Origin of the sequence: Phocaeicola massiliensis B84634 = Timone 84634 = DSM 17679 = JCM 13223 (assembly GCF_000382445.1) — a bacterium.
Classification (GTDB): Bacteria; Bacteroidota; Bacteroidia; order Bacteroidales; family Bacteroidaceae; genus Phocaeicola; species Phocaeicola massiliensis.
The window spans coordinates 720,396-738,873 of record NZ_KB905472.1 but is presented as its reverse complement, the minus strand read 5'-3'; the positions used below and the strand labels follow the sequence as shown (position 1 = coordinate 738,873).

Below are 18,478 nucleotides of genomic sequence, written 5' to 3'. Positions count from 1 at the left end.
TGAAATAGGACAAATCATTTAATTTTTTTGATTATGAATTTCAAATTGACTAACCTGTCAGCCATTAATCAAAAGTATGGCAAGACAATGGAACAGCTGAAAGGCTCGATTTGGGAAGTATGCGCAAACAGTTGCGGATGCTCAGGTGATTGCGGTTCTAACTGGATGCGCAGTTAAACGGTTCCAGCACCAAGCTAATTAAAGGGGGATGTCAAAACCAAAATGGTCTATCACATCATTAATGTTTAGACACCCCCTTAATAAAGTAATCTTTTATAAGTGATTAATAATATGGAAACCGATATACCAATCGGAGCAATTCCCCCCCCATTCCACTCTCCATAAAAAAACAGGAAATCTTCCGGGCCAATTAATATGATTTCCCAAATAAATTCATTATATTTGCAATAATCCTATGGCGATAACCTTAAAACAATATAATCATGAAAAAGATTCTATTACTATTGGTTTTATGCCTCAATATAAGTATTGTTCTCGGGCAGGAGTACAAGGCATGGGAGAAGCATGATATAGAAGGTATTTATATCATGGCAAAATCTAAAGACGAAGCAAAGAATTATAATAATGTGCTCAGAGAAGGAGCCGATTATTATATTCCCACCGAACAAGAAGACCAAGTGTTGTTCATCAGAGTCAGCAAAAGAATCACTCCGAAACTTTATAAACTAAAGGATGGAGAAATGTATATTCTGTTCAGCTTCCCGCCCTTTCTTTTTGATTCTGACGAAGGAATGATGGAAATAAAAGGGAATAAAGGGATATTTTATAAAAAGCCTGCACTGTAAAAACCGATATATGATTTTCAATCATTATCTTTACAGGGTTCAAAAACTCCGTGAATATGAATTTATTAAATAAGTTCATACAAAGGATATGCTCGATATCCCGATATGGTCGCTCTAGTGCGGCCGGCACAAAATGAAGAGGAGAAAGTTAAAAAACGATTCACCGAAATGGCAGTCCTCAGCTTCAGTGTGGCAGCTGTGAGTTTCTTAATCGGCTATGCCCTGAAAACAGTTACAGGAATAGAAGCTTAAGTAAGCTGCATCAGTTTACAATCTTTTTCCCATAATTTTCATATATATCTTAAAAAACATAGAATTCCACTGCACTATCCGAATTATTATACTAATTTTGAACAAATTTCTAACCTTAAGAACAAAACTTAATATGCAAAAATTAGCATTCAGTCTATTACTATGCTGCTTTACATTACAAAGCTATGCAAAAGTAGAACCTCTGAAAGGCTTTCATTATGCCTCGGAACAAGCTCCAAAAGGGAATGAATGGGAATCCCCTGAAAATCTGGCGCTGAACAAAGAACAACCTCATGCCTATTTCTTCTCTTTCCAAGATAAGGCAAGTGCCCGGAAAGTATTGCCGGAAAACAGTGCTTACTGGCAATCACTGAATGGAGACTGGAAATTCAATTGGGTTCCAAATCCCGAAGAACGGCCCAAAGACTTTTACAAAACAGAATTTGATGTCTCTGGATGGGATAATATTCCGGTTCCTTCAAGCTGGAATATTTATGGTATCCAAAAAGACGGAACACAAAAGTACGGAACTCCTATTTATGTGAACCAACCGGTTATTTTTCAACACAAAGTAGCTGTGGATGACTGGCGCGGAGGTGTGATGCGTACACCGCCCAGCAATTGGACTACTTTCAAGGCCCGTAATGAAGTAGGCTCTTACCGCCGCGAATTTACGATTCCCGAAGATTGGGACGGAAAAGAAATCTTCATTAACTTTGATGGTGTGGATTCATTCTTCTATCTTTGGATAAACGGCCAATATGTAGGTTTCTCAAAGAACTCACGCAACACTGCCAGTTTCAATATCACCAAATATCTGGTGAAAGGCACTAACGTGGTAGCCGTTGAAGTATACCGCAGTTCGGACGGTTCTTTCCTCGAAGCTCAGGATATGTTCCGTTTACCGGGTATTTATCGCACAGTTGCTTTGCAGGCTGTACCTCAGTTGCATGTACGCGACTTGGTTGTAACTCCCGACTTGGACGCAACTTATACCGACGGTGAACTAAAAATCAATGCAGATATCCGCAACCTCGGAAAGAAAGCTGCCAAAGGCTATTCTATGGTATATTCATTGTATGCCAACCAGCTGTATTCCGATGACAATACCGAAGTGAACAATGCCGGCATCTCGACTCCGGTAGCTGTGGTGGAAGCCGGTCAGGAAGTAACAGCCGAAACTACTCTGAAAGTACAGAAGCCCAATAAATGGTCGGCTGAAAAACCATACCTCTATACATTGGTGGGAGAACTGAAAGATAAAAAAGGACGTACCCTCGAAACTGTTTCTACTCATATCGGTTTCCGTAAAGTGGAAATCAAAGATACTCCCGCATCGGAAGATGAATTCGGATTGGCCGGACGTTACTATTATGTAAACGGTAAAACGGTAAAACTGAAAGGTGTCAACCGTCATGAAACCAATCCGGGTGTGGGACATGCCATCACCCGCAAAATGATGGAAAACGAAATCATGATGATGAAACGTGCCAATATCAACCATGTACGTAATTCTCACTACCCGGATGATCCGTATTGGTATTATCTGTGTAACAAATACGGTATTTACCTGGAAGATGAAGCCAATATCGAATCACACGAATATTATTACGGAAAGGCATCTTTGTCTCATCCTATCGAATGGAAAAATGCTCATGTGGCACGTGTAATGGAAATGGTTCATGCCAATATCAACAATCCATCCATCGTTATCTGGTCATTAGGAAATGAAGCCGGCCCGGGTCAAAACTTCGTAGCAGCATACGATGCATTGAAAGTTGCCGACAAATCTCGCCCTGTTCAATATGAACGTAACAACGACATTGTAGACATGGGTTCTAACCAGTATCCTTCCATTTCATGGGTACGTGGCGCTGTGAAAGGGGATTATGACATCAAATATCCTTTCCACATCTCGGAATATGCACACTCTATGGGTAATGCTTGCGGTAACTTGATTGATTACTGGGATGCTATCGAATCTACCAACTTCTTCTGCGGTGGTGCCATCTGGGATTGGGTAGACCAGGCTATGTACAATTACACCAAAGATGGCAAACGTTATCTGGCATACGGTGGTGACTTCGGCGATACTCCAAACGACGGACAATTTGTAATGAATGGTATCGTGTTTGCCGACCTGGAACCGAAACCACAATATTTTGAGACTAAGAAAGTATACCAGCATATCGGCGTAAAAGCTATTGATGAAAAGCAAGGTCGCTTCGAAATCTTCAATAAGTACTATTTTAAAGATCTCTCGGAATATGAAATCAGATGGGCTTTGTATGAAAACGGCAAAGAAGCAGAAAACGGTGTTCTAAATACTGAAAATATCGCTCCGCGTACCCGCCTTCAGGTTACAATACCTTACAGATATAATAATCTGAAAGCAAATGCCGAATACTTTGTGAAGGTTCAGTTTGTATTGAGAAACAATATGCCATGGGCTGAAAAGGGTTATGTTATGGCTGAAGAACAGCTTCCCGTTAAAACTGCCACAGGTATAGCTCCTATCAATGAAGTAACGGACGGAAACGGAAAGCCTGTAATGGCAAAACAGTCAGATCCGCGTTTCTCTACCATCAAGGGTGAAAACTTTGAAGCTAAGTTTGACAACGAAACTGGAACTATTTACAGTTTGAACTACGGTGGTGAAACCATTATCGCTGACGGAAACGGTCCGAAACTTGATGCTATGCGTGCTTTCACCAACAATGACAACTGGTTCTATGCCAACTGGTTTGAATGTGGTTTGCACAATTTGAAACATCAAGTCACAGCTTCTAAAGTTATCAATAGAAAAGACGGTGCTATTGTATTGTTCTACACTGTGGAATCTCAGGCTCCTAATGGCGCCAAGATTCTTGGCGGAACTTCAAGCGGCAAAAACAGTATCAAAGAATTGACCGAAAAACCGTTTGGTGAAGACGACTTCAAATTCACTACCAATCAGGTATGGACAGTTTACCGCGACGGTTCTATTGAATTGCAAGCAAGCATCACTTCCAATCGTCCCAGTCTGGTATTACCACGTTTGGGATATGTAATGAAAGTGCCTCAACGCTATGAAAATTATACATACTATGGCCGTGGTCCGATTGGAAACTATCCTGACCGCAAAGTGGGACAGTTTATCGAAATACACAAATCTACTGTTGCCGACCAATTTGTCAACTTCCCGAAACCTCAGGATATGGGCAATCACGAAGATGTACGCTGGTGTGCATTGACTGACAAAGCCGGCAAGGGAGCCATCTTTATTGCCACAAACCGTTTGTCGACTTCTGCTTTGCAGTATTCAGCACTCGACATGATATTGGCAGGACATCCTTATCAGTTGCCGAAAGCCGGTGATACTTATCTGCATCTCGATCTCGCCGTGACCGGTTTGGGTGGTAACAGTTGCGGACAGGGTGGCCCGTTGATGCATGACCGCGTATTTGCCGGACAAAATAATATCGGTTTCATCATTCGCCCCGCTGCACAGGATTTATCGGCTGCTGCACAAGTAGCTCCTGCCGGTGATATTCCTTTGACCATCACTCGCGGTCGCACAGGTATGGTAGAGCTTTCTTCCATCGACAAAGATGCTGCTATCCTTTATACTATCAACAAAGGAAAGAAGGCTAAGCAGTATACCGAACCGATTTCAATGCGTGACGGAGGTACAGTTACAGCTTGGTTTGCCAATAATCCTTCTATCAAGACTACCACAACCTTCAAGAAATTGGAAACCATCCAGACTGAAGTAATCTACGCCAGCAGTGAAGAAGTGGGTGATGGAGATGCCAAGAATCTGGTGGACGGTGACCCTGCTACATATTGGCACAGTATGTACTCTGTAACCGTAGCCAAATATCCTCATTGGGTAGACCTTGATGCCGGTGAAGTAAAAACAATCAAAGGATTTACTTACATGCCTCGTCAAGACAGCTATAACGGTAATGTCAAAGAATACACTATCCACGTAAGCATGGATGGCAAGAATTGGGGTGAACCGGTTCAGAAAGGAAAGTTCGCCGGCAACAGAGATGAAAAGAAAGTCATCTTCAGCCAACCGGTGAAAGGACGCTATATCCGGTTTACTGCATTGAGCGAACAGTATGGACAAGATTATGCATCGGGTGCTGAACTTACCATCCTAGCTGAATAACAAATTACGTTCCGATTAATAAAGAAAGAGATGTGTCAAAATGAAAAATTGTTTCAGTTTTGGCACATCTCTCTTTTTTGATTAACTTCCATATCTATTCTACGTAAACGAATTGGTACAATTCAACCGATTATCTACATTGGCAGGTACCTACTTAAACAAATAAAAATGAAAACACACATCATTATACTATGGATTACCGCTTTTGGAATGACAGCCTGCCATTCCCGTCCGCAAGCTGATACCGCTGAGGAGACAATCCCACAAGATACCATAGCGATACTGGACTTTGCTTCAGCAATCAACAAAGAAGTTCCAGATACGTTCACATGGAACAGTGTGGCAAAGAAGGTTACTTATATCCCCCTCTCCTCCTCCCATCTTATGGACGGACACCCCGCGATAAACTATCTTGGTGACGATATGTGCATCCTTTCGGAAGGGAAGGAACAATGGATACATCGTGTAGATTTCAAAGGCAGCTTTTTAAGCAGTTTCCGACACGTCGGGAACGGTCCCGGAGAATATGTTTACCTATCTTCCGTGGTCTATCACCCGAAAGACTCCACTATTCGCGTTTTTGATAACGGAAGCCATAAATACATTATATATAGTAAGGAAGGAAAACTGTTCCGTGAGATTAATTTGGTCGACTCCGAGTTGAACTACCTGCTGCATGCGGAAGGAGACACTTACTTTTGTAGTGGCAGCTTCAGCAATGGAAAATCGGAAATCATCGTATCGGACACGGCACTGCGAGTGAAGTCTTCCATTCTGCCCTTTGACCCAACTGACGATTACGTCACACGGGGAGGCATCATGCTGACAACAAGCGTACAGCGGTGTGGCCCCAAACTTTGCCTGTTCAATCATATTTATAGCGACAGTGTTTTCCTGCTGACTCCTGACGGGCTGAAACCGGAATTTATTCTGCGCAAAGGCAAGTATGCACCGTCTCTGGACGACGTAAAGCAGTTTATGAAGTGGAATAAAAATGATTCTTTCGCCAAAGGCTTCTCCATCAAGACTTTTCCCGGATATTACCTCGTGCAGTACTCGTACAAAGACAAGTTTTTCGGCGAGATATGGAGCAAAGAGACCAACCAGATTGTTTCAAGAACTGTCCTGACCCGACCCGATATGTTTTCATCATACAGGGGAATCCCCTATCGTTTCCCTTCGGGCACAACCATCAAACTATTGCCGGCCTATATCAATGGAAACAAAATAGCTTTCTTTATTCCGGCAGACGAAGCGGCAGGCGAAATTCCGGGCGTCAAGATAAGCGAGGATGATAATCCGATAGTGATGATATTGGAACTATAATGATTCGCTTTCCATCGGCTTAACGTGAGGACGCATCGTTGATGGCTGCCTCCAACTCATCATAACCGGCCAAAGGATTGTCGGTAAAGACACTTCGGATGGTCAATTCCGCATCAACCACATAGATACGCGGTATGCCCGACTTGGCAAAGAGATGGTAAACCGTCCGGTCTTCCTGAGCGGCATAAGGAAACGTGAAATGCTGCTCCTGCCAATAACCGGCAACAGACGCGGCATCTTCCGCCCGGCTGATGGCTATCAAAGGCATGTGTGGATGATGCTCATAGATTTGTTGTATCACGGGAAGTTCCCGGCGGCAATCTTTGCAACCGGTGTTAAAGAACACGATGAAGGAAACCTTCCCCCTCAAACTTTCATGGGTCACTACCCTTCCGTCATTCATGGTGACGCTGAACGCAGGCAACTTGTCTCCTGCAACCAACTCTATACTTCCTGTATCGGAATCATCACCGTCCGAAATACAAGAAACCATCGCCATACAACTGCACAACGCTATAAAGAATACACTATTTATCAACTTTTTCATCGATTTTCTTTTCTGCAAAGATAAAAGGTTTTTCATGAAATCACTACTTTTGCATCATGAAACAAGAATTGAAAGAAAATACAGGACTCCCCTCTTCTCTATTATGGATACTTGCCATCATTGCCGGTATCTCCGTTGCCAATTTATATTATAACCAGCCTTTACTGAATCTCATCAGTCATGATTTGAAAGTGTCCGAATTCTCTGCCAACCTGATTGCCATGACTACCCAAATAGGTTATGCACTCGGATTATTATTCATCATACCATTAGGCGATTTATATAAAAGAAAAACAATTATTCTCATCAATTTCTCGATACTGGTCGTGTCATTACTCACCATTGCCACAGCCCCGAATATCTATATCATTTTGCTTGCTTCACTACTGACCGGTATATGCTCTGTGATGCCTCAGATTTTTGTTCCCATTGCCGCACAATTCTCTACTCCTGAAACCAAAGGAAAAAATGTGGGAATGATTATCTCCGGACTGCTGACCGGAATTCTAGCTTCGCGGGTCGTGAGCGGCATCGCCGGTGAATATATGGGTTGGAGATTCATTTTCTATGTCGCAGCTGTGTTAATGGTAGTTTGTGTCATTATCATTATGCGAATATTGCCCGATATTCCTTCCAACTTCAGAGGCAAATACAGCGACTTGATGAAATCACTTCTCTCCTTGGTGACGGATTATCCGCAGCTGCGCATCTCGTCCCTCCGTGCCGGCATAGCATTCGGCTCTTTTTTGGCTTTATGGAGTTCATTGGCTTTCAAGATGGAGCAAGCCCCTTTCTTTGCCGGCAACAATGTAATAGGCTTGTTGGGTTTATGTGGCATTATGGGAGCTTTGACGGCCTCTTTTATCGGCCGGTATGTGCATATCCTGGGGGTAAAACGACTGAACTATATCGGTTGCAGCCTCTTGTTTATTGCATGGCTTTCACTCTATATCGGACAAAATTCGTATGCAGGCATTATCTCCGGCATCTTACTGATAGATATAGGTATGCAATGTATCCAACTCAGTAATCAAACTACAATTTTCGCACTCAATCCTAAGGCTTCCAACAGAATCAATACCATCTTTATGACTACCTATTTTGCAGGCGGTTCATTGGGGACTTTCCTTGCCGGAACGTTTTGGCATTGGTTTGGATGGAGTGGAGTGGTAGGAACAGGCATTGCATTGACTGCCTGCTCACTGGTCATCAATATCAGAGCAAAAAAATAAATCAGGAATCCATATCACTCAAGTGAATTTCCAATGCCTTGACCGAGATATAAATCTCACGGACAGAAATGCCCAACGATATAATGAGTAATATAAGTGCCAAACCAAAAATATAAACCGACACCATATACAACTGTATATACATTAAAAACATACTCACCACACATAATAACAAACTGCCAATACCGGTTACTTGCATAGCACGGGTCAGATAAAGACGTTTTCGCAAATTAATGATTTGAGCGGCCGTGACTGCCGAATGATTCTCACGATACTGGTCTTTCAACGTGCGGACAAGTTGGGCATACGACAAAAAACGATTGGTATATGCCAACATTATCAATGATATGGCAGAGAACAGCAAAGCCGGAGTGGTTAAATCTATTTCCATTTTTTCAATATTTCAAAGTTTGTATGATGCAAAGTAAAGCAAAAACGGATATCTTTGCAATGAAACCAAATAAATAATAGAATGCAAAAAGCAAACTTGTACATAAAAGACTGGCTGTCTATCCATCCATATACCCGACAGCAGCCCTCTGACAACTATTTTGTGCAACTGGCAAACCGCCTTTTCCATATTTGTCCTTTAAATGAAATACCCGAGGCATTTAAAAAGAAAATCTGTCTGTATACCGCAGCCTATCTGGAAGACGTCATTTCGGAATTGGGACTTTGGCGGTCTTTCGTCAACAAACATTCGGAACTTTACGGAACCGCACTCCCCTTCTATACGCTGACTCCCGATTACACCAAAGATGAAATCAATGAAGAGGATATACGTTTCATTATCTGGAACACGCTTCAGAAAGCTCCCTACCCACATTCTTACATTCATCCGATGACAACTTCTATCCGGCAAACCGCCAAGATGTTCTTCGAGATATTGGATGAAGAATACGAAACAGCACCTGCGAATGATGCATTGACGGAGTATTTTATGAAATTCAGAGACAGAACTGAAGCTGAGCACAAGCTATTATGGCTGTTCGGACACAATTATCTCACCGAACCCTCTGTACAGGAGTACATCGCACAAGTAACAGCTTCCGATAAATACATCATTCCCTGTGGCCCGATGGCACTCTTTTTATATGAATGGATTGATTTATTAACCGGTCATCAAACCGAAAACTGGCAGCAGATAGAGGGACTTTACCCTGATACTCCAACCTTATCGGATGAGATAAAACAACGAAACCAAACCACTTACGAACTTTTTACCAAAGGTACAAAAGGAGCACAGATAATATACTTGAACGGCTATAAAGAACTGCATCATTTCCTGACTCAAGTATTGCAATGGCCGGATGACGACAATCATACACTCCCACAAATGAAAGGAAACCGGAACTTCATCATGATGGTCAATCCGGAAAAAGGTATTCTATTAGCCAATGATATATGCGAATGCATCACCGACCCATTAAACAACCTATACAACCGGGAAATTGCTGTCAAAGAAGCCTTTAATCTGCTGACAGTGCCAACTAAATGTCCACCGGATTTGCTAGAATATCTAATCAGCCACCATTACATTCCTGATGCACAGTTACCGGAATATGGAGAGAAAGAATTAGTGGAAAAGAATGCTGACTTTATAGCTCGTCATGCACTATTGTATTACTATAGGGGAGATTAACTTCTCCCCCTCCCATTTCTATCAGGAAGCAACCACTTCATTTACCAACGGTCTGCCTTCTGCAAAGTCTTTGACATTCTGTAAGGTAGTATGTGCAATATTTGCCATCGCTTCTTTAGTAAAGAAAGCCTGATGCGAAGTAACAATCACATTATTGAAAGACAACAAACGGGCTAACGTATCATCATCAATGATTTTATCCGATTTGTCTTCGTAAAAGTACTGCCCTTCTTCCTCATATACATCCAATCCGGCATATCCCACTTTCTTTGTTTTCAATCCTTCAATCAGTGCATTGGTATGAATCAACCGGCCTCTTCCTGTATTGATAATCATCACCCCGTCTTTCATCTTGCTGATGGAATAATCATTTATCAAATACTTTGTCTGTTCTGTCAACGGACAATGTAAAGAGATAATATCAGAACTGTGATAAAGCTCCTCCAACGAGCAATACACCACCTGATGCTCACGGGCAAAATTATAATCGGGGTAAAGATCATAAGCCAATATATTCATCCCGAACCCACGGAGAATCTGAATCAATATCTTTGCAATCTTGCCGGTGCCGATAATGCCGGCAGTCTTGCCATGCATATCAAATCCCATCAACCCATGCAATGAAAAGTTTCCATCGCGGGTGCGCATCGTTGCACGAGGTATCTTGCGATTGAGCGAAAGCATCAATGCCACCGTAAATTCGGCAACGGCATAGGGTGAATAAGCCGGAACACGCACCACTTTCATACGGCCGACCGTAGCAGTCAAATCTACATTATTATATCCGGCACATCTCAAAGCCAGCAGTTTAACGCCATTATCCGCCATTGCCCGGATAACCTCGGCATCAGCCGTGTCGTTTACGAAGATGCAGACTACATCTGCTCCTTTGGTCAACACCACATTATTCATATTCAGATGGCCCTTATAGAATTTTATATCAAAGCCAAATTTCTCATTAGCCTCCGTAAACGAGCGTTCGTCGTAGGGTTTCGTGTCGTAAAAAGCAATTTTGTAAGCCATAATTTTTCTATTTACTATTTAGTATAATAACAAAAATGGCACGTGTTGGGTTCAATTTACAAGTTTATAGTTTCTTTAGCTCCTTATACAAGCGCTGTATAGGCAAGCCCATCACATTAAAATAACTACCTGTAATGCCTTCCACTCCCACAAAACCAATCCATTCCTGAATGCCATAAGAACCGGCTTTATCCATCGGCTTATACTTCTGTACATAATAATCTATTTCCTCTTCTGTCAATTCGGCAAAAGTAACATCAGTAACAGTAGCAAAGCTTTTCTGAAATTCGGTTGTGGTAAGACACACTCCGGTTATCACTTGATGAGTTTTCCCTGAAAGGCAACGAAGCATACGCCTGGCATCCTCTTCATCTTCAGGCTTTCCCATAACCAAACCATCTAGCCACACAATTGTATCTGCGGTAATAATCAACTCATCCGAATGCATGGTTTGCCGATAAGCATCCGCCTTTTCACAAGCTATAAAGACGGGGATTTCTTCTCCAGAAAGAGTATCGGGGTATGATTCTTCTATGCCGGGTAAGGTTTTTACTTCATAACAAATTCCCAAACCGGATAGAAGCTCCTTACGTCTGGGTGAGTTGGAAGCCAGTATTACTTTATATTTCTCCAGATTTTTCAACATAGCATACTTACCATCCAAAGGCTTTTTCGTGAGACATCCATTTTCCTTGCGCTCTCAGTACTTGCTCCACCACATCACGCCCACAACCAAAACCACCATTACGATGAGAAATATAAGCAGCTATTTCTTTTATTTCGGGAGCCGCATCTGCCGGACAACAAGGCAAACCACACAAACGCATCACTTCATAATCGGGAATATCATCGCCCATATAAAGTATTTCTTCATCTTTCAAATTGTATTTTTCTTTCAGATGTGCATATTCTTTTGTCTTCACAGCAGCACCCAGATATACATCTTTCACACCGAGACCTTCATAACGTTTACGTACCGCTTCAGTATTTCCACCTGTAATAATGGCTACATGCAAACCACATTTGACAGCCAGTTGCAGGGCATAGCCATCTTTAATATTCACAGAGCGCATCGGTTCGCCATTCGGATGAAGATAGATGGTCTCACCACTCAATACGCCATCCACATCAAACACCAATGCCTTTATCTTGGTTAAATCATAATTTATCATATCTATTTCTGTTTATAAATGCTTTTACTTATCTTTTCATATAATTCCTGCATATCAGGAACATCAGCCAGCAAGTCCAAATGCCGGTTGATTACATTCTCGTCATAACGAATGGCAGGTCCTGTCTGGGCTTTTGCCGGAGGCAGTTCATGCACTTTCTTAGCCGTTTCATCTATCAGAGACAACATCACTTCAAAAGGAATATGATGTTTTTCCAGAATCCGGGCACTCAGTGCATACATGTGATTTGCAAAATTACAAGCAAAAACGGCTGCTATATGCAGATACTTCCGTTGTTCAGAGGTTGCTTCGTATACCTTAGGGCTCAGTTTTCCTGCCAGCTCCTTCAGCATCTTTAATTCTGTCTCTCCACCGGCTTCTACAAAAAAGGGGACTGTGGCAAAATCTACAGCACGCTGTTTACTAAACGTTTGCATAGGATAAAAAACTCCGTAATGGGATAAATATCCCTTCCAAATGTCCATAGGCATACTGCCCGCCGTATGTACAAAGAAAGCCTGTTCCCTGCCTTTCACCAACATAGGCAACAATTCCTGCAAAGCAGAGTCCTTCAACGCTACAATATACATATCGGCATCACACCGAATACCATCAACAGAAACAGTATATTCGGCCGAAAGTTTATCAGCCAATTCCATAGCCGACTCTTTTGTCCGACTGTATACTTGCACCACATCACAGCCTGCCCCACACAACGCACTTCCCAAATGAGTAGCCACGTTTCCGGCACCTATCAAAACTATCTTTTTTATCATCGGGTAGAAACCAAATATAAAATCACTCCTATAATCAACAAAGCTGCCGGCAACAGATAGGCAGACATTTGTCCCAGCAAAGCTATCACAAGACCAATATTCAATATTAACCAGATGCCTGCCAAAACAATACCTACCGACTTGTCAGTTTTAAACCATAAAAAAATAACTGCCGCATATAGCAATAAGTTATCCTTCTGCATCACCCAAGGCAATCCGTATGAAGCAAAGCCTATCAACTTATCAACCAAATAAAGTATTCCCATTACTATCAGGAATATTGCAGAAGCCTTATAAGTATCCTTATGATTTACAGCCACTTCTATTTACCTCCGTATTTGTTGATATGAACTTTTTCCCATTGCAAATGCTCTTCATTAAAAGGTTTACGCTCCATGCCTTTATGTCCGACGGCAATAATAGAAACAACCTGCAACTGCAAAGGAATATCCAATACCTCGTGTACATATTCTCCGGAAGGCATCCCGGTAGCAGTGAAACGCTCACGGACCTGCACCCAGCAGCTTCCCAATCCCAAGTCTTCCGCTTGCAACTGAATCATAATAGAAGCTATTGCAGCATCCTCAATCCAGACATCACTAGCCAAAGGGTCAGCCATTACTACGATAGCCAATGCAGCCTCTGCCAGGAAAGCAGCCCCCATCTCCTTGCAATGAGAAAGTTTCTCCAATGTTTCTTTATCGTCCACTGCTATAAACTGCCAACAATTACTGCGCTTGGACGATGGAGACATCAACGCTGCTTTTAATAAAGTTACAACTTCCTCCTGATTCACTTCCTCGCCTGTGAACTTCCGCATACTACGCCTGTTCTTTATTAAGTCACTAAATTGTTCCATAATCTTTTCAGTTATTTATTTTTCTGCACAAATATACAATTAGAATATGGATTGCTAAACAAAAAATAATAAATTTGCGAAGAAGATGCCGATAAGACTAACCACATATCGCAAAGGAAATTCCATTCCGGCATTGCCGGGATATACAATTTTCAATTCTACGGAGCTATTTCGTGTGTACGAATTAACCCGTGGGTATGAACCTATACTCATAGTTGCCTATTTAGAAGAACGTCCGGTAGCCAAACTACTTGCCGTCATCCGAAAAAGCGTACGCCTTTTCCCACCTTCCATCATCAAGCGTTGTGAAATATATGGCAATGGAGAATATTTTGATGAAACTCAGAATCGGGAAGAGCTCTTCAGCTATATATTAGAACATCTTACCCATGAAGTATTGCAAAAATCTTTTCTGATAGAGTTTCGCAATTTAGACAACCCGCTATTTGGCTACAAAGCATTCAGGAAAAACAAATATTTCCCCATCAACTGGTTAAGAGTATACAATTCGCTACATAGCCGGACTCCGTTGGAGCGACTGAGCGTCTCCCGTAAAAGACAAATAAACAAGGCTTTAAAGAACGGGGCTTATATAGAAGTGGCAGACAATGATAAAGATATCACACTCTTCTCCAAAATGCTGAAGAAAGCCTACTCTTCTCAAGTAAGAAAACACTTTCCCGATCTTAACTTTTTCCGTCTTTTGACATGGCAACGCCCCGACAAAGAAATGGCAAAAATCTTTTTGGTCAAATACAAAGATAAAATTATCGGAGGATCGGTTTGCGTATTTTCTAATGGCAATGCATATCTTTGGTTTTCAGGAGGCATGCGCAAGACATACGCCTTTTTATATCCCGGTGTATTAGCAGTTTGGGCTGCCCTCACCTATGCCCGGGAAGAAGGATATGAACATTTTGAGTTTATGGATGCCGGACTCCCATTCAAGAAGCACGGTTACCGTGAATTCATCCTCCGCTTCGGTGGCAAACAAAGTAGTACCCGCCGCTGGTTCCGCTTCCGTTGGAAGTGGTTAAACAAGCTTTTATGCCGCATGTATATTTAGCTGCAAAACAATTAAGACTTACTTTTTGCTTAACCTGCTATGAAGCATCCCTTCCAAAAGAAATAAAATTGAAGAAATATTTCTTTATTTAGCCCGAATTTACTTTCTTTGTGCAGTTTTATCTGAAAAACATTAGAATTATACCAAACATTTAAATTATAAGATCATGAAAATCTCACACATCGAACATTTGGGTATCGCTGTAAAGAGCATCGAAGAAGCCCTACCGTATTATGAAAACGTATTAGGCCTGAAATGTTACAACATCGAAACTGTAGAAGACCAAAAGGTAAGAACTGCTTTCCTGAAAGTAGGTGACGTCAAAATAGAGTTGCTAGAACCAACCAGTCCCGAAAGTACTATTGCAAAGTTCATTGAAAAAAACAATGGAAACGGTGGCATGCATCACCTGGCTTTCGCAGTAGAAGACGGTGTTGCCAATGCTTTGGCTGAAGCTGAAACCACAGGTATACGTTTGATTGACAAGGCGCCGCGCAAAGGTGCAGAAGGCTTGAACATTGCCTTTTTACATCCAAAGTCAACGCTTGGTGTGTTAACAGAACTTTGTGAGAAACCCTAATCGGTGTGATAACCGCAGATTAGGAATAACAATACTCTCCTCAAATAATAACTTAATCAGTAAAACAAAGATGAGTAATCAACTTGAAAAAATTAAAGAGCTTATCGAACGCCGCGCAACAGCACGTCTCGGCGGTGGTGAAAAAGCGATTGCCAAACAGCACGAAAAAGGAAAATATACAGCCCGCGAACGTATTGCAATGTTATTAGACGAAGGAAGCTTCGAAGAAATGGACATGTTCGTTGAACACAGATGCACCAACTTCGGTATGGAAAAGAAGCATTATCCGGGTGACGGTGTAGTTACCGGTTGCGGTACCATCGAAGGACGTTTAGTTTATATATTCGCTCAGGACTTTACTGTTTCTGCCGGTTCTTTGTCAGAAACAATGTCTATGAAAATATGTAAAATTATGGACCAAGCCATGAAAATGGGTGCTCCGGTCATCGGCATCAACGACTCGGGTGGTGCACGTATTCAGGAAGGTATCAATGCACTTGCCGGTTATGCTGAAATATTCCAGCGTAATATCATGGCATCAGGTGTTATTCCTCAAATTTCGGGTATCTTCGGTCCGTGTGCCGGTGGTGCTGTTTATTCTCCCGCTTTGACAGACTTCACACTGATGATGGAAGGCACTTCTTATATGTTCCTGACCGGTCCGAAAGTTGTAAAGACCGTAACAGGAGAAGATGTAAGCCAGGAAAACTTAGGGGGTGCAAGTGTACACTCTACTAAATCCGGTGTAACTCACTTTACTGCTCAGACAGAGGAAGAAGGTTTGGCCCTGATTCGCAAATTATTGAGTTATATTCCGCAAAACAATCTTGAAGAAGCTCCTTATGCAGACTGTACAGACCCAATCGATCGCTTGGAAGATTCCTTGAACGAGATTATTCCCGACAGCCCCAACAAACCTTACGATATGTACGAAGTAATCAGTGCTATCGTGGACAATGGCGAATTTCTTGAAGTTCAACCTCATTATGCCAAAAACATTATCATCGGCTTTGCCCGTTTCAACGGTCAGTCTGTAGGTATTGTTGCCAATCAGCCGAAATACCTGGCAGGGGTACTTGACAGCAACGCTTCTCGCAAGGGCGCACGTTTCGTTCGTTTCTGCGATGCCTTCAATATTCCCATTGTATCACTGGTAGACGTTCCGGGCTTCCTTCCGGGTACAGGACAAGAATACAATGGCGTTATCTTACATGGTGCCAAGTTGCTGTATGCTTACGGCGAAGCTACTGTGCCCAAGGTAACTATTACGTTGCGTAAATCATACGGCGGTTCTCACATTGTAATGAGCTGTAAGCAACTTCGCGGTGACATGAACTATGCATGGCCCACAGCCGAAATTGCAGTAATGGGTGGTGCAGGCGCAGTAGAAGTATTGTTTGCACGCGAAGCAAAAGATCAGGAAAATCCCGCCCAATTCCTGGCAGAAAAAGAAGCTGAATATACCAAACTGTTTGCTAATCCTTATAATGCAGCTAAATATGGTTACATTGATGACGTGATTGAACCGCGCAACACACGTTTCCGCATCATTCGTGCTTTACAGCAGTTGCAGACTAAGAAATTAACTAACCCGGCTAAGAAGCATGGAAATATTCCATTGTAATCAGGCTTTTTACATTAAAACAAGAACGATTATGAATAAAACTAAAATCGGAATATTCCTTTCTCTGCTGCTGATGGTGGGATTAAGTTCTTGTGGAGAACGAAAATCAAACAGTAAGCTGTTGCTGAATGAGGTGCTGATTGAAAATGAAAGCAACTTTCAGGACGACTATGGGGTACATAGCGCATGGATTGAAATATTCAACAGGTCATTTGGCAGCGCAGACCTTGCCGGTTGCTTGCTGAAAGTCAGTAACCAGCCGGGTGACACTGCCACCTATTTCATCCCTAAAGGTGATGTCATGACATTGGTTAAACCTCGCCAACATGCTTTGTTCTGGGCTGACGGTGAACCCAACCGGGGTACTTTCCACACTAACTTTACACTGAATGCCGCAACAGAGAATTGGATCGGTCTTTATGATTCAGGGAAAAAGTTACTTGATCAGATTGTAGTACCTGCCGGTGTATTGAGTGTGAACCAATCATACGCACGCGTCAGTGACGCTGCCGAAGAATGGGAAGTAAAAGGCGGAAGTCCCGAAAAATATGTCACTCCAAGTACAAACAACAAGACCATCAACAGTCATGCAAAGATGGAAAAATTCGAAGAACATGACGGTATCGGCATCGGTATGGCTATTTCTGCTATGAGTGTAGTATTCTTTGGTTTACTGTTACTCTTTATTTCTTTTAAATTAATTGGAAAAGCTTCTGTCAGCCTCAGCAAGCGCAATGCAATGAAAGTAAAAGGAATCACAGATAAAAAGGAAGCTAAAGAAAAGAAACTGGGTGAAGCTCCGGGTGAAGTTTTTGCTGCTATTGCCATGGCAATGCACGAAATGCAAAGCGATGTACACGATGTGGAAGAAACTGTTCTTACCATCACCCGTGTCAAACGCAGTTATTCACCATGGAGTTCTAAGATTTACACCTTGCGCGAAACTCCCCACAAAAAGTAAATCACCAAATAAAAAGATTAAACGATGAAAGAATATAAATATAAAATCAATGGTAATGTATATAAGGTAGCCATTGGAGATATAGAAGACAATATCGCCCATGTTGAAGTAAATGGCACTCCTTACAAAGTTGAAATGGAAAAGGCTCCTAAAGCCGTTGTAAAACCTGTAGTCCGCCCTGTAGCTACAACACCGGCTGCTCCTACCACGACAGTTGTTAAACCGGCTGCTCCTTCCTCCGGAAAATCGGGTGTTAAATCTCCGCTTCCGGGTGTTATCCTCGACATTAAAGTGAATGTCGGCGATGCGGTGAAGAAAGGACAAACCATCATTATCCTTGAAGCCATGAAGATGGAAAACAACATCAATGCTGACAAAGACGGTAAAATTACCGCTATCAACGTGAGCAAAGGAGAATCCGTTCTCGAAGGTACTGACCTCGTAATTATTGAATAA

General features: G+C 42.2%; 19 protein-coding genes and 1 pseudogene. 12 read left to right on the top strand and 8 right to left on the bottom strand.

Annotated elements, in window-relative coordinates; translation table 11 throughout:
* Positions 1 to 33: 33 nt before the first annotated feature.
* From HMPREF1534_RS20610 to HMPREF1534_RS15960, 5 genes and pseudogenes are all read left to right on the top strand, one after another.
* Positions 34 to 177: a hypothetical protein gene (locus HMPREF1534_RS20610; RefSeq protein ID WP_005936857.1), complete on the top strand. Its 144-nt coding sequence runs from the start codon at positions 34 to 36 to the stop codon at positions 175 to 177.
* A gap of 266 nt (positions 178 to 443) precedes the next feature.
* Entirely contained in the window at positions 444 to 806 is a 363-nt protein-coding gene (locus HMPREF1534_RS15950; protein ID WP_005936854.1) for a hypothetical protein, read from the top strand.
* Positions 807 to 947: 141 nt separating this feature from the next.
* A pseudogene (locus tag HMPREF1534_RS20230) lies at positions 948 to 1,058 on the top strand (VIT1/CCC1 transporter family protein); the annotation flags it as partial.
* A 133-nt stretch (positions 1,059 to 1,191) separates the two neighbouring features.
* Entirely contained in the window at positions 1,192 to 5,214 is a 4,023-nt protein-coding gene (locus HMPREF1534_RS15955) for a glycoside hydrolase family 2 TIM barrel-domain containing protein (protein WP_005936851.1), read from the top strand.
* A gap of 168 nt (positions 5,215 to 5,382) precedes the next feature.
* Positions 5,383 to 6,540, top strand: a complete 1,158-nt coding sequence (locus HMPREF1534_RS15960; RefSeq protein WP_005936847.1) for a 6-bladed beta-propeller — start codon at positions 5,383 to 5,385, stop codon at positions 6,538 to 6,540.
* 19 nt (positions 6,541 to 6,559) lie between these two features.
* Here the strand turns inward: HMPREF1534_RS15960 and HMPREF1534_RS15965 are convergent, their stop codons facing one another.
* Positions 6,560 to 7,087: a TlpA family protein disulfide reductase gene (locus HMPREF1534_RS15965; RefSeq protein ID WP_018451883.1), complete on the bottom strand. Its 528-nt coding sequence runs from the start codon at positions 7,085 to 7,087 to the stop codon at positions 6,560 to 6,562.
* Positions 7,088 to 7,143: 56 nt separating this feature from the next.
* On the opposite strand from HMPREF1534_RS15965, the gene HMPREF1534_RS15970 reads away from it, so the two are divergent.
* Positions 7,144 to 8,319 carry an MFS transporter gene (locus HMPREF1534_RS15970; RefSeq protein ID WP_005936842.1) on the top strand — a complete coding sequence of 392 codons (1,176 nt, stop codon included), beginning with the start codon at positions 7,144 to 7,146 and terminating at the stop codon, positions 8,317 to 8,319.
* Position 8,320: 1 nt separating this feature from the next.
* Here HMPREF1534_RS15970 and HMPREF1534_RS15975 read toward each other — a convergent pair whose 3' ends face one another.
* Positions 8,321 to 8,710 (bottom strand): DUF2721 domain-containing protein, encoded by a 390-nt coding sequence (locus tag HMPREF1534_RS15975; RefSeq protein WP_005936838.1) that lies wholly within the window; start codon positions 8,708 to 8,710, stop codon positions 8,321 to 8,323.
* 81 nt (positions 8,711 to 8,791) lie between these two features.
* Between HMPREF1534_RS15975 and HMPREF1534_RS15980 the strand changes: the two genes are divergently transcribed.
* The gene (locus HMPREF1534_RS15980) at positions 8,792 to 9,961 is read left to right on the top strand and encodes a DUF3843 family protein (RefSeq protein WP_005936835.1); all 1,170 of its coding nucleotides are present in this window, start codon (positions 8,792 to 8,794) and stop codon (positions 9,959 to 9,961) included.
* 21 nt (positions 9,962 to 9,982) lie between these two features.
* On the opposite strand, the gene HMPREF1534_RS15985 is transcribed toward HMPREF1534_RS15980, so the two are convergent.
* From HMPREF1534_RS15985 to HMPREF1534_RS16010, 6 genes are all read right to left on the bottom strand, one after another.
* Positions 9,983 to 10,984: a 2-hydroxyacid dehydrogenase gene (locus HMPREF1534_RS15985; RefSeq protein WP_005936831.1), complete on the bottom strand. Its 1,002-nt coding sequence runs from the start codon at positions 10,982 to 10,984 to the stop codon at positions 9,983 to 9,985.
* A 64-nt stretch (positions 10,985 to 11,048) separates the two neighbouring features.
* On the bottom strand, positions 11,049 to 11,630 hold the full coding sequence (locus HMPREF1534_RS15990) for a Maf-like protein (protein ID WP_005936826.1): 582 nt from the start codon (positions 11,628 to 11,630) through the stop codon (positions 11,049 to 11,051).
* Between the two features lie 7 nt (positions 11,631 to 11,637).
* The gene (locus tag HMPREF1534_RS15995) at positions 11,638 to 12,156 is read right to left on the bottom strand and encodes a KdsC family phosphatase (protein WP_005936823.1); all 519 of its coding nucleotides are present in this window, start codon (positions 12,154 to 12,156) and stop codon (positions 11,638 to 11,640) included.
* A gap of 2 nt (positions 12,157 to 12,158) precedes the next feature.
* On the bottom strand, positions 12,159 to 12,932 hold the full coding sequence (locus HMPREF1534_RS16000; RefSeq protein WP_005936821.1) for a Rossmann-like and DUF2520 domain-containing protein: 774 nt from the start codon (positions 12,930 to 12,932) through the stop codon (positions 12,159 to 12,161).
* Complete coding sequence (locus tag HMPREF1534_RS16005; RefSeq protein ID WP_018451884.1) at positions 12,929 to 13,198, bottom strand: hypothetical protein; 270 nt, start codon at positions 13,196 to 13,198, stop codon at positions 12,929 to 12,931. Before HMPREF1534_RS16005 ends, HMPREF1534_RS16000 begins: the two co-directional genes overlap by 4 nt.
* A gap of 56 nt (positions 13,199 to 13,254) precedes the next feature.
* The gene (locus HMPREF1534_RS16010; RefSeq protein ID WP_005936817.1) at positions 13,255 to 13,791 is read right to left on the bottom strand and encodes a nitroreductase family protein; all 537 of its coding nucleotides are present in this window, start codon (positions 13,789 to 13,791) and stop codon (positions 13,255 to 13,257) included.
* An 85-nt stretch (positions 13,792 to 13,876) separates the two neighbouring features.
* Here HMPREF1534_RS16010 and HMPREF1534_RS16015 point away from each other — a divergent pair, with 85 nt between their 5' ends.
* The 5 genes from HMPREF1534_RS16015 (at position 13,877) to HMPREF1534_RS16035 (ending at position 18,478) form a co-directional block, all read left to right on the top strand.
* On the top strand, positions 13,877 to 14,857 hold the full coding sequence (locus tag HMPREF1534_RS16015) for a GNAT family N-acetyltransferase (RefSeq protein ID WP_005936815.1): 981 nt from the start codon (positions 13,877 to 13,879) through the stop codon (positions 14,855 to 14,857).
* Positions 14,858 to 15,023: 166 nt separating this feature from the next.
* A complete protein-coding gene (gene mce, locus HMPREF1534_RS16020; RefSeq protein WP_005936813.1) occupies positions 15,024 to 15,437 on the top strand; it encodes a methylmalonyl-CoA epimerase in 414 nt (137 codons plus the stop codon).
* 70 nt (positions 15,438 to 15,507) lie between these two features.
* The gene (locus tag HMPREF1534_RS16025) at positions 15,508 to 17,061 is read left to right on the top strand and encodes an acyl-CoA carboxylase subunit beta (RefSeq protein ID WP_005936811.1); all 1,554 of its coding nucleotides are present in this window, start codon (positions 15,508 to 15,510) and stop codon (positions 17,059 to 17,061) included.
* A gap of 31 nt (positions 17,062 to 17,092) precedes the next feature.
* A complete protein-coding gene (locus HMPREF1534_RS16030) occupies positions 17,093 to 18,022 on the top strand; it encodes an OadG family transporter subunit (RefSeq protein WP_005936809.1) in 930 nt (309 codons plus the stop codon).
* Between the two features lie 24 nt (positions 18,023 to 18,046).
* Positions 18,047 to 18,478 carry an acetyl-CoA carboxylase biotin carboxyl carrier protein gene (locus HMPREF1534_RS16035; protein WP_005936806.1) on the top strand — a complete coding sequence of 144 codons (432 nt, stop codon included), beginning with the start codon at positions 18,047 to 18,049 and terminating at the stop codon, positions 18,476 to 18,478.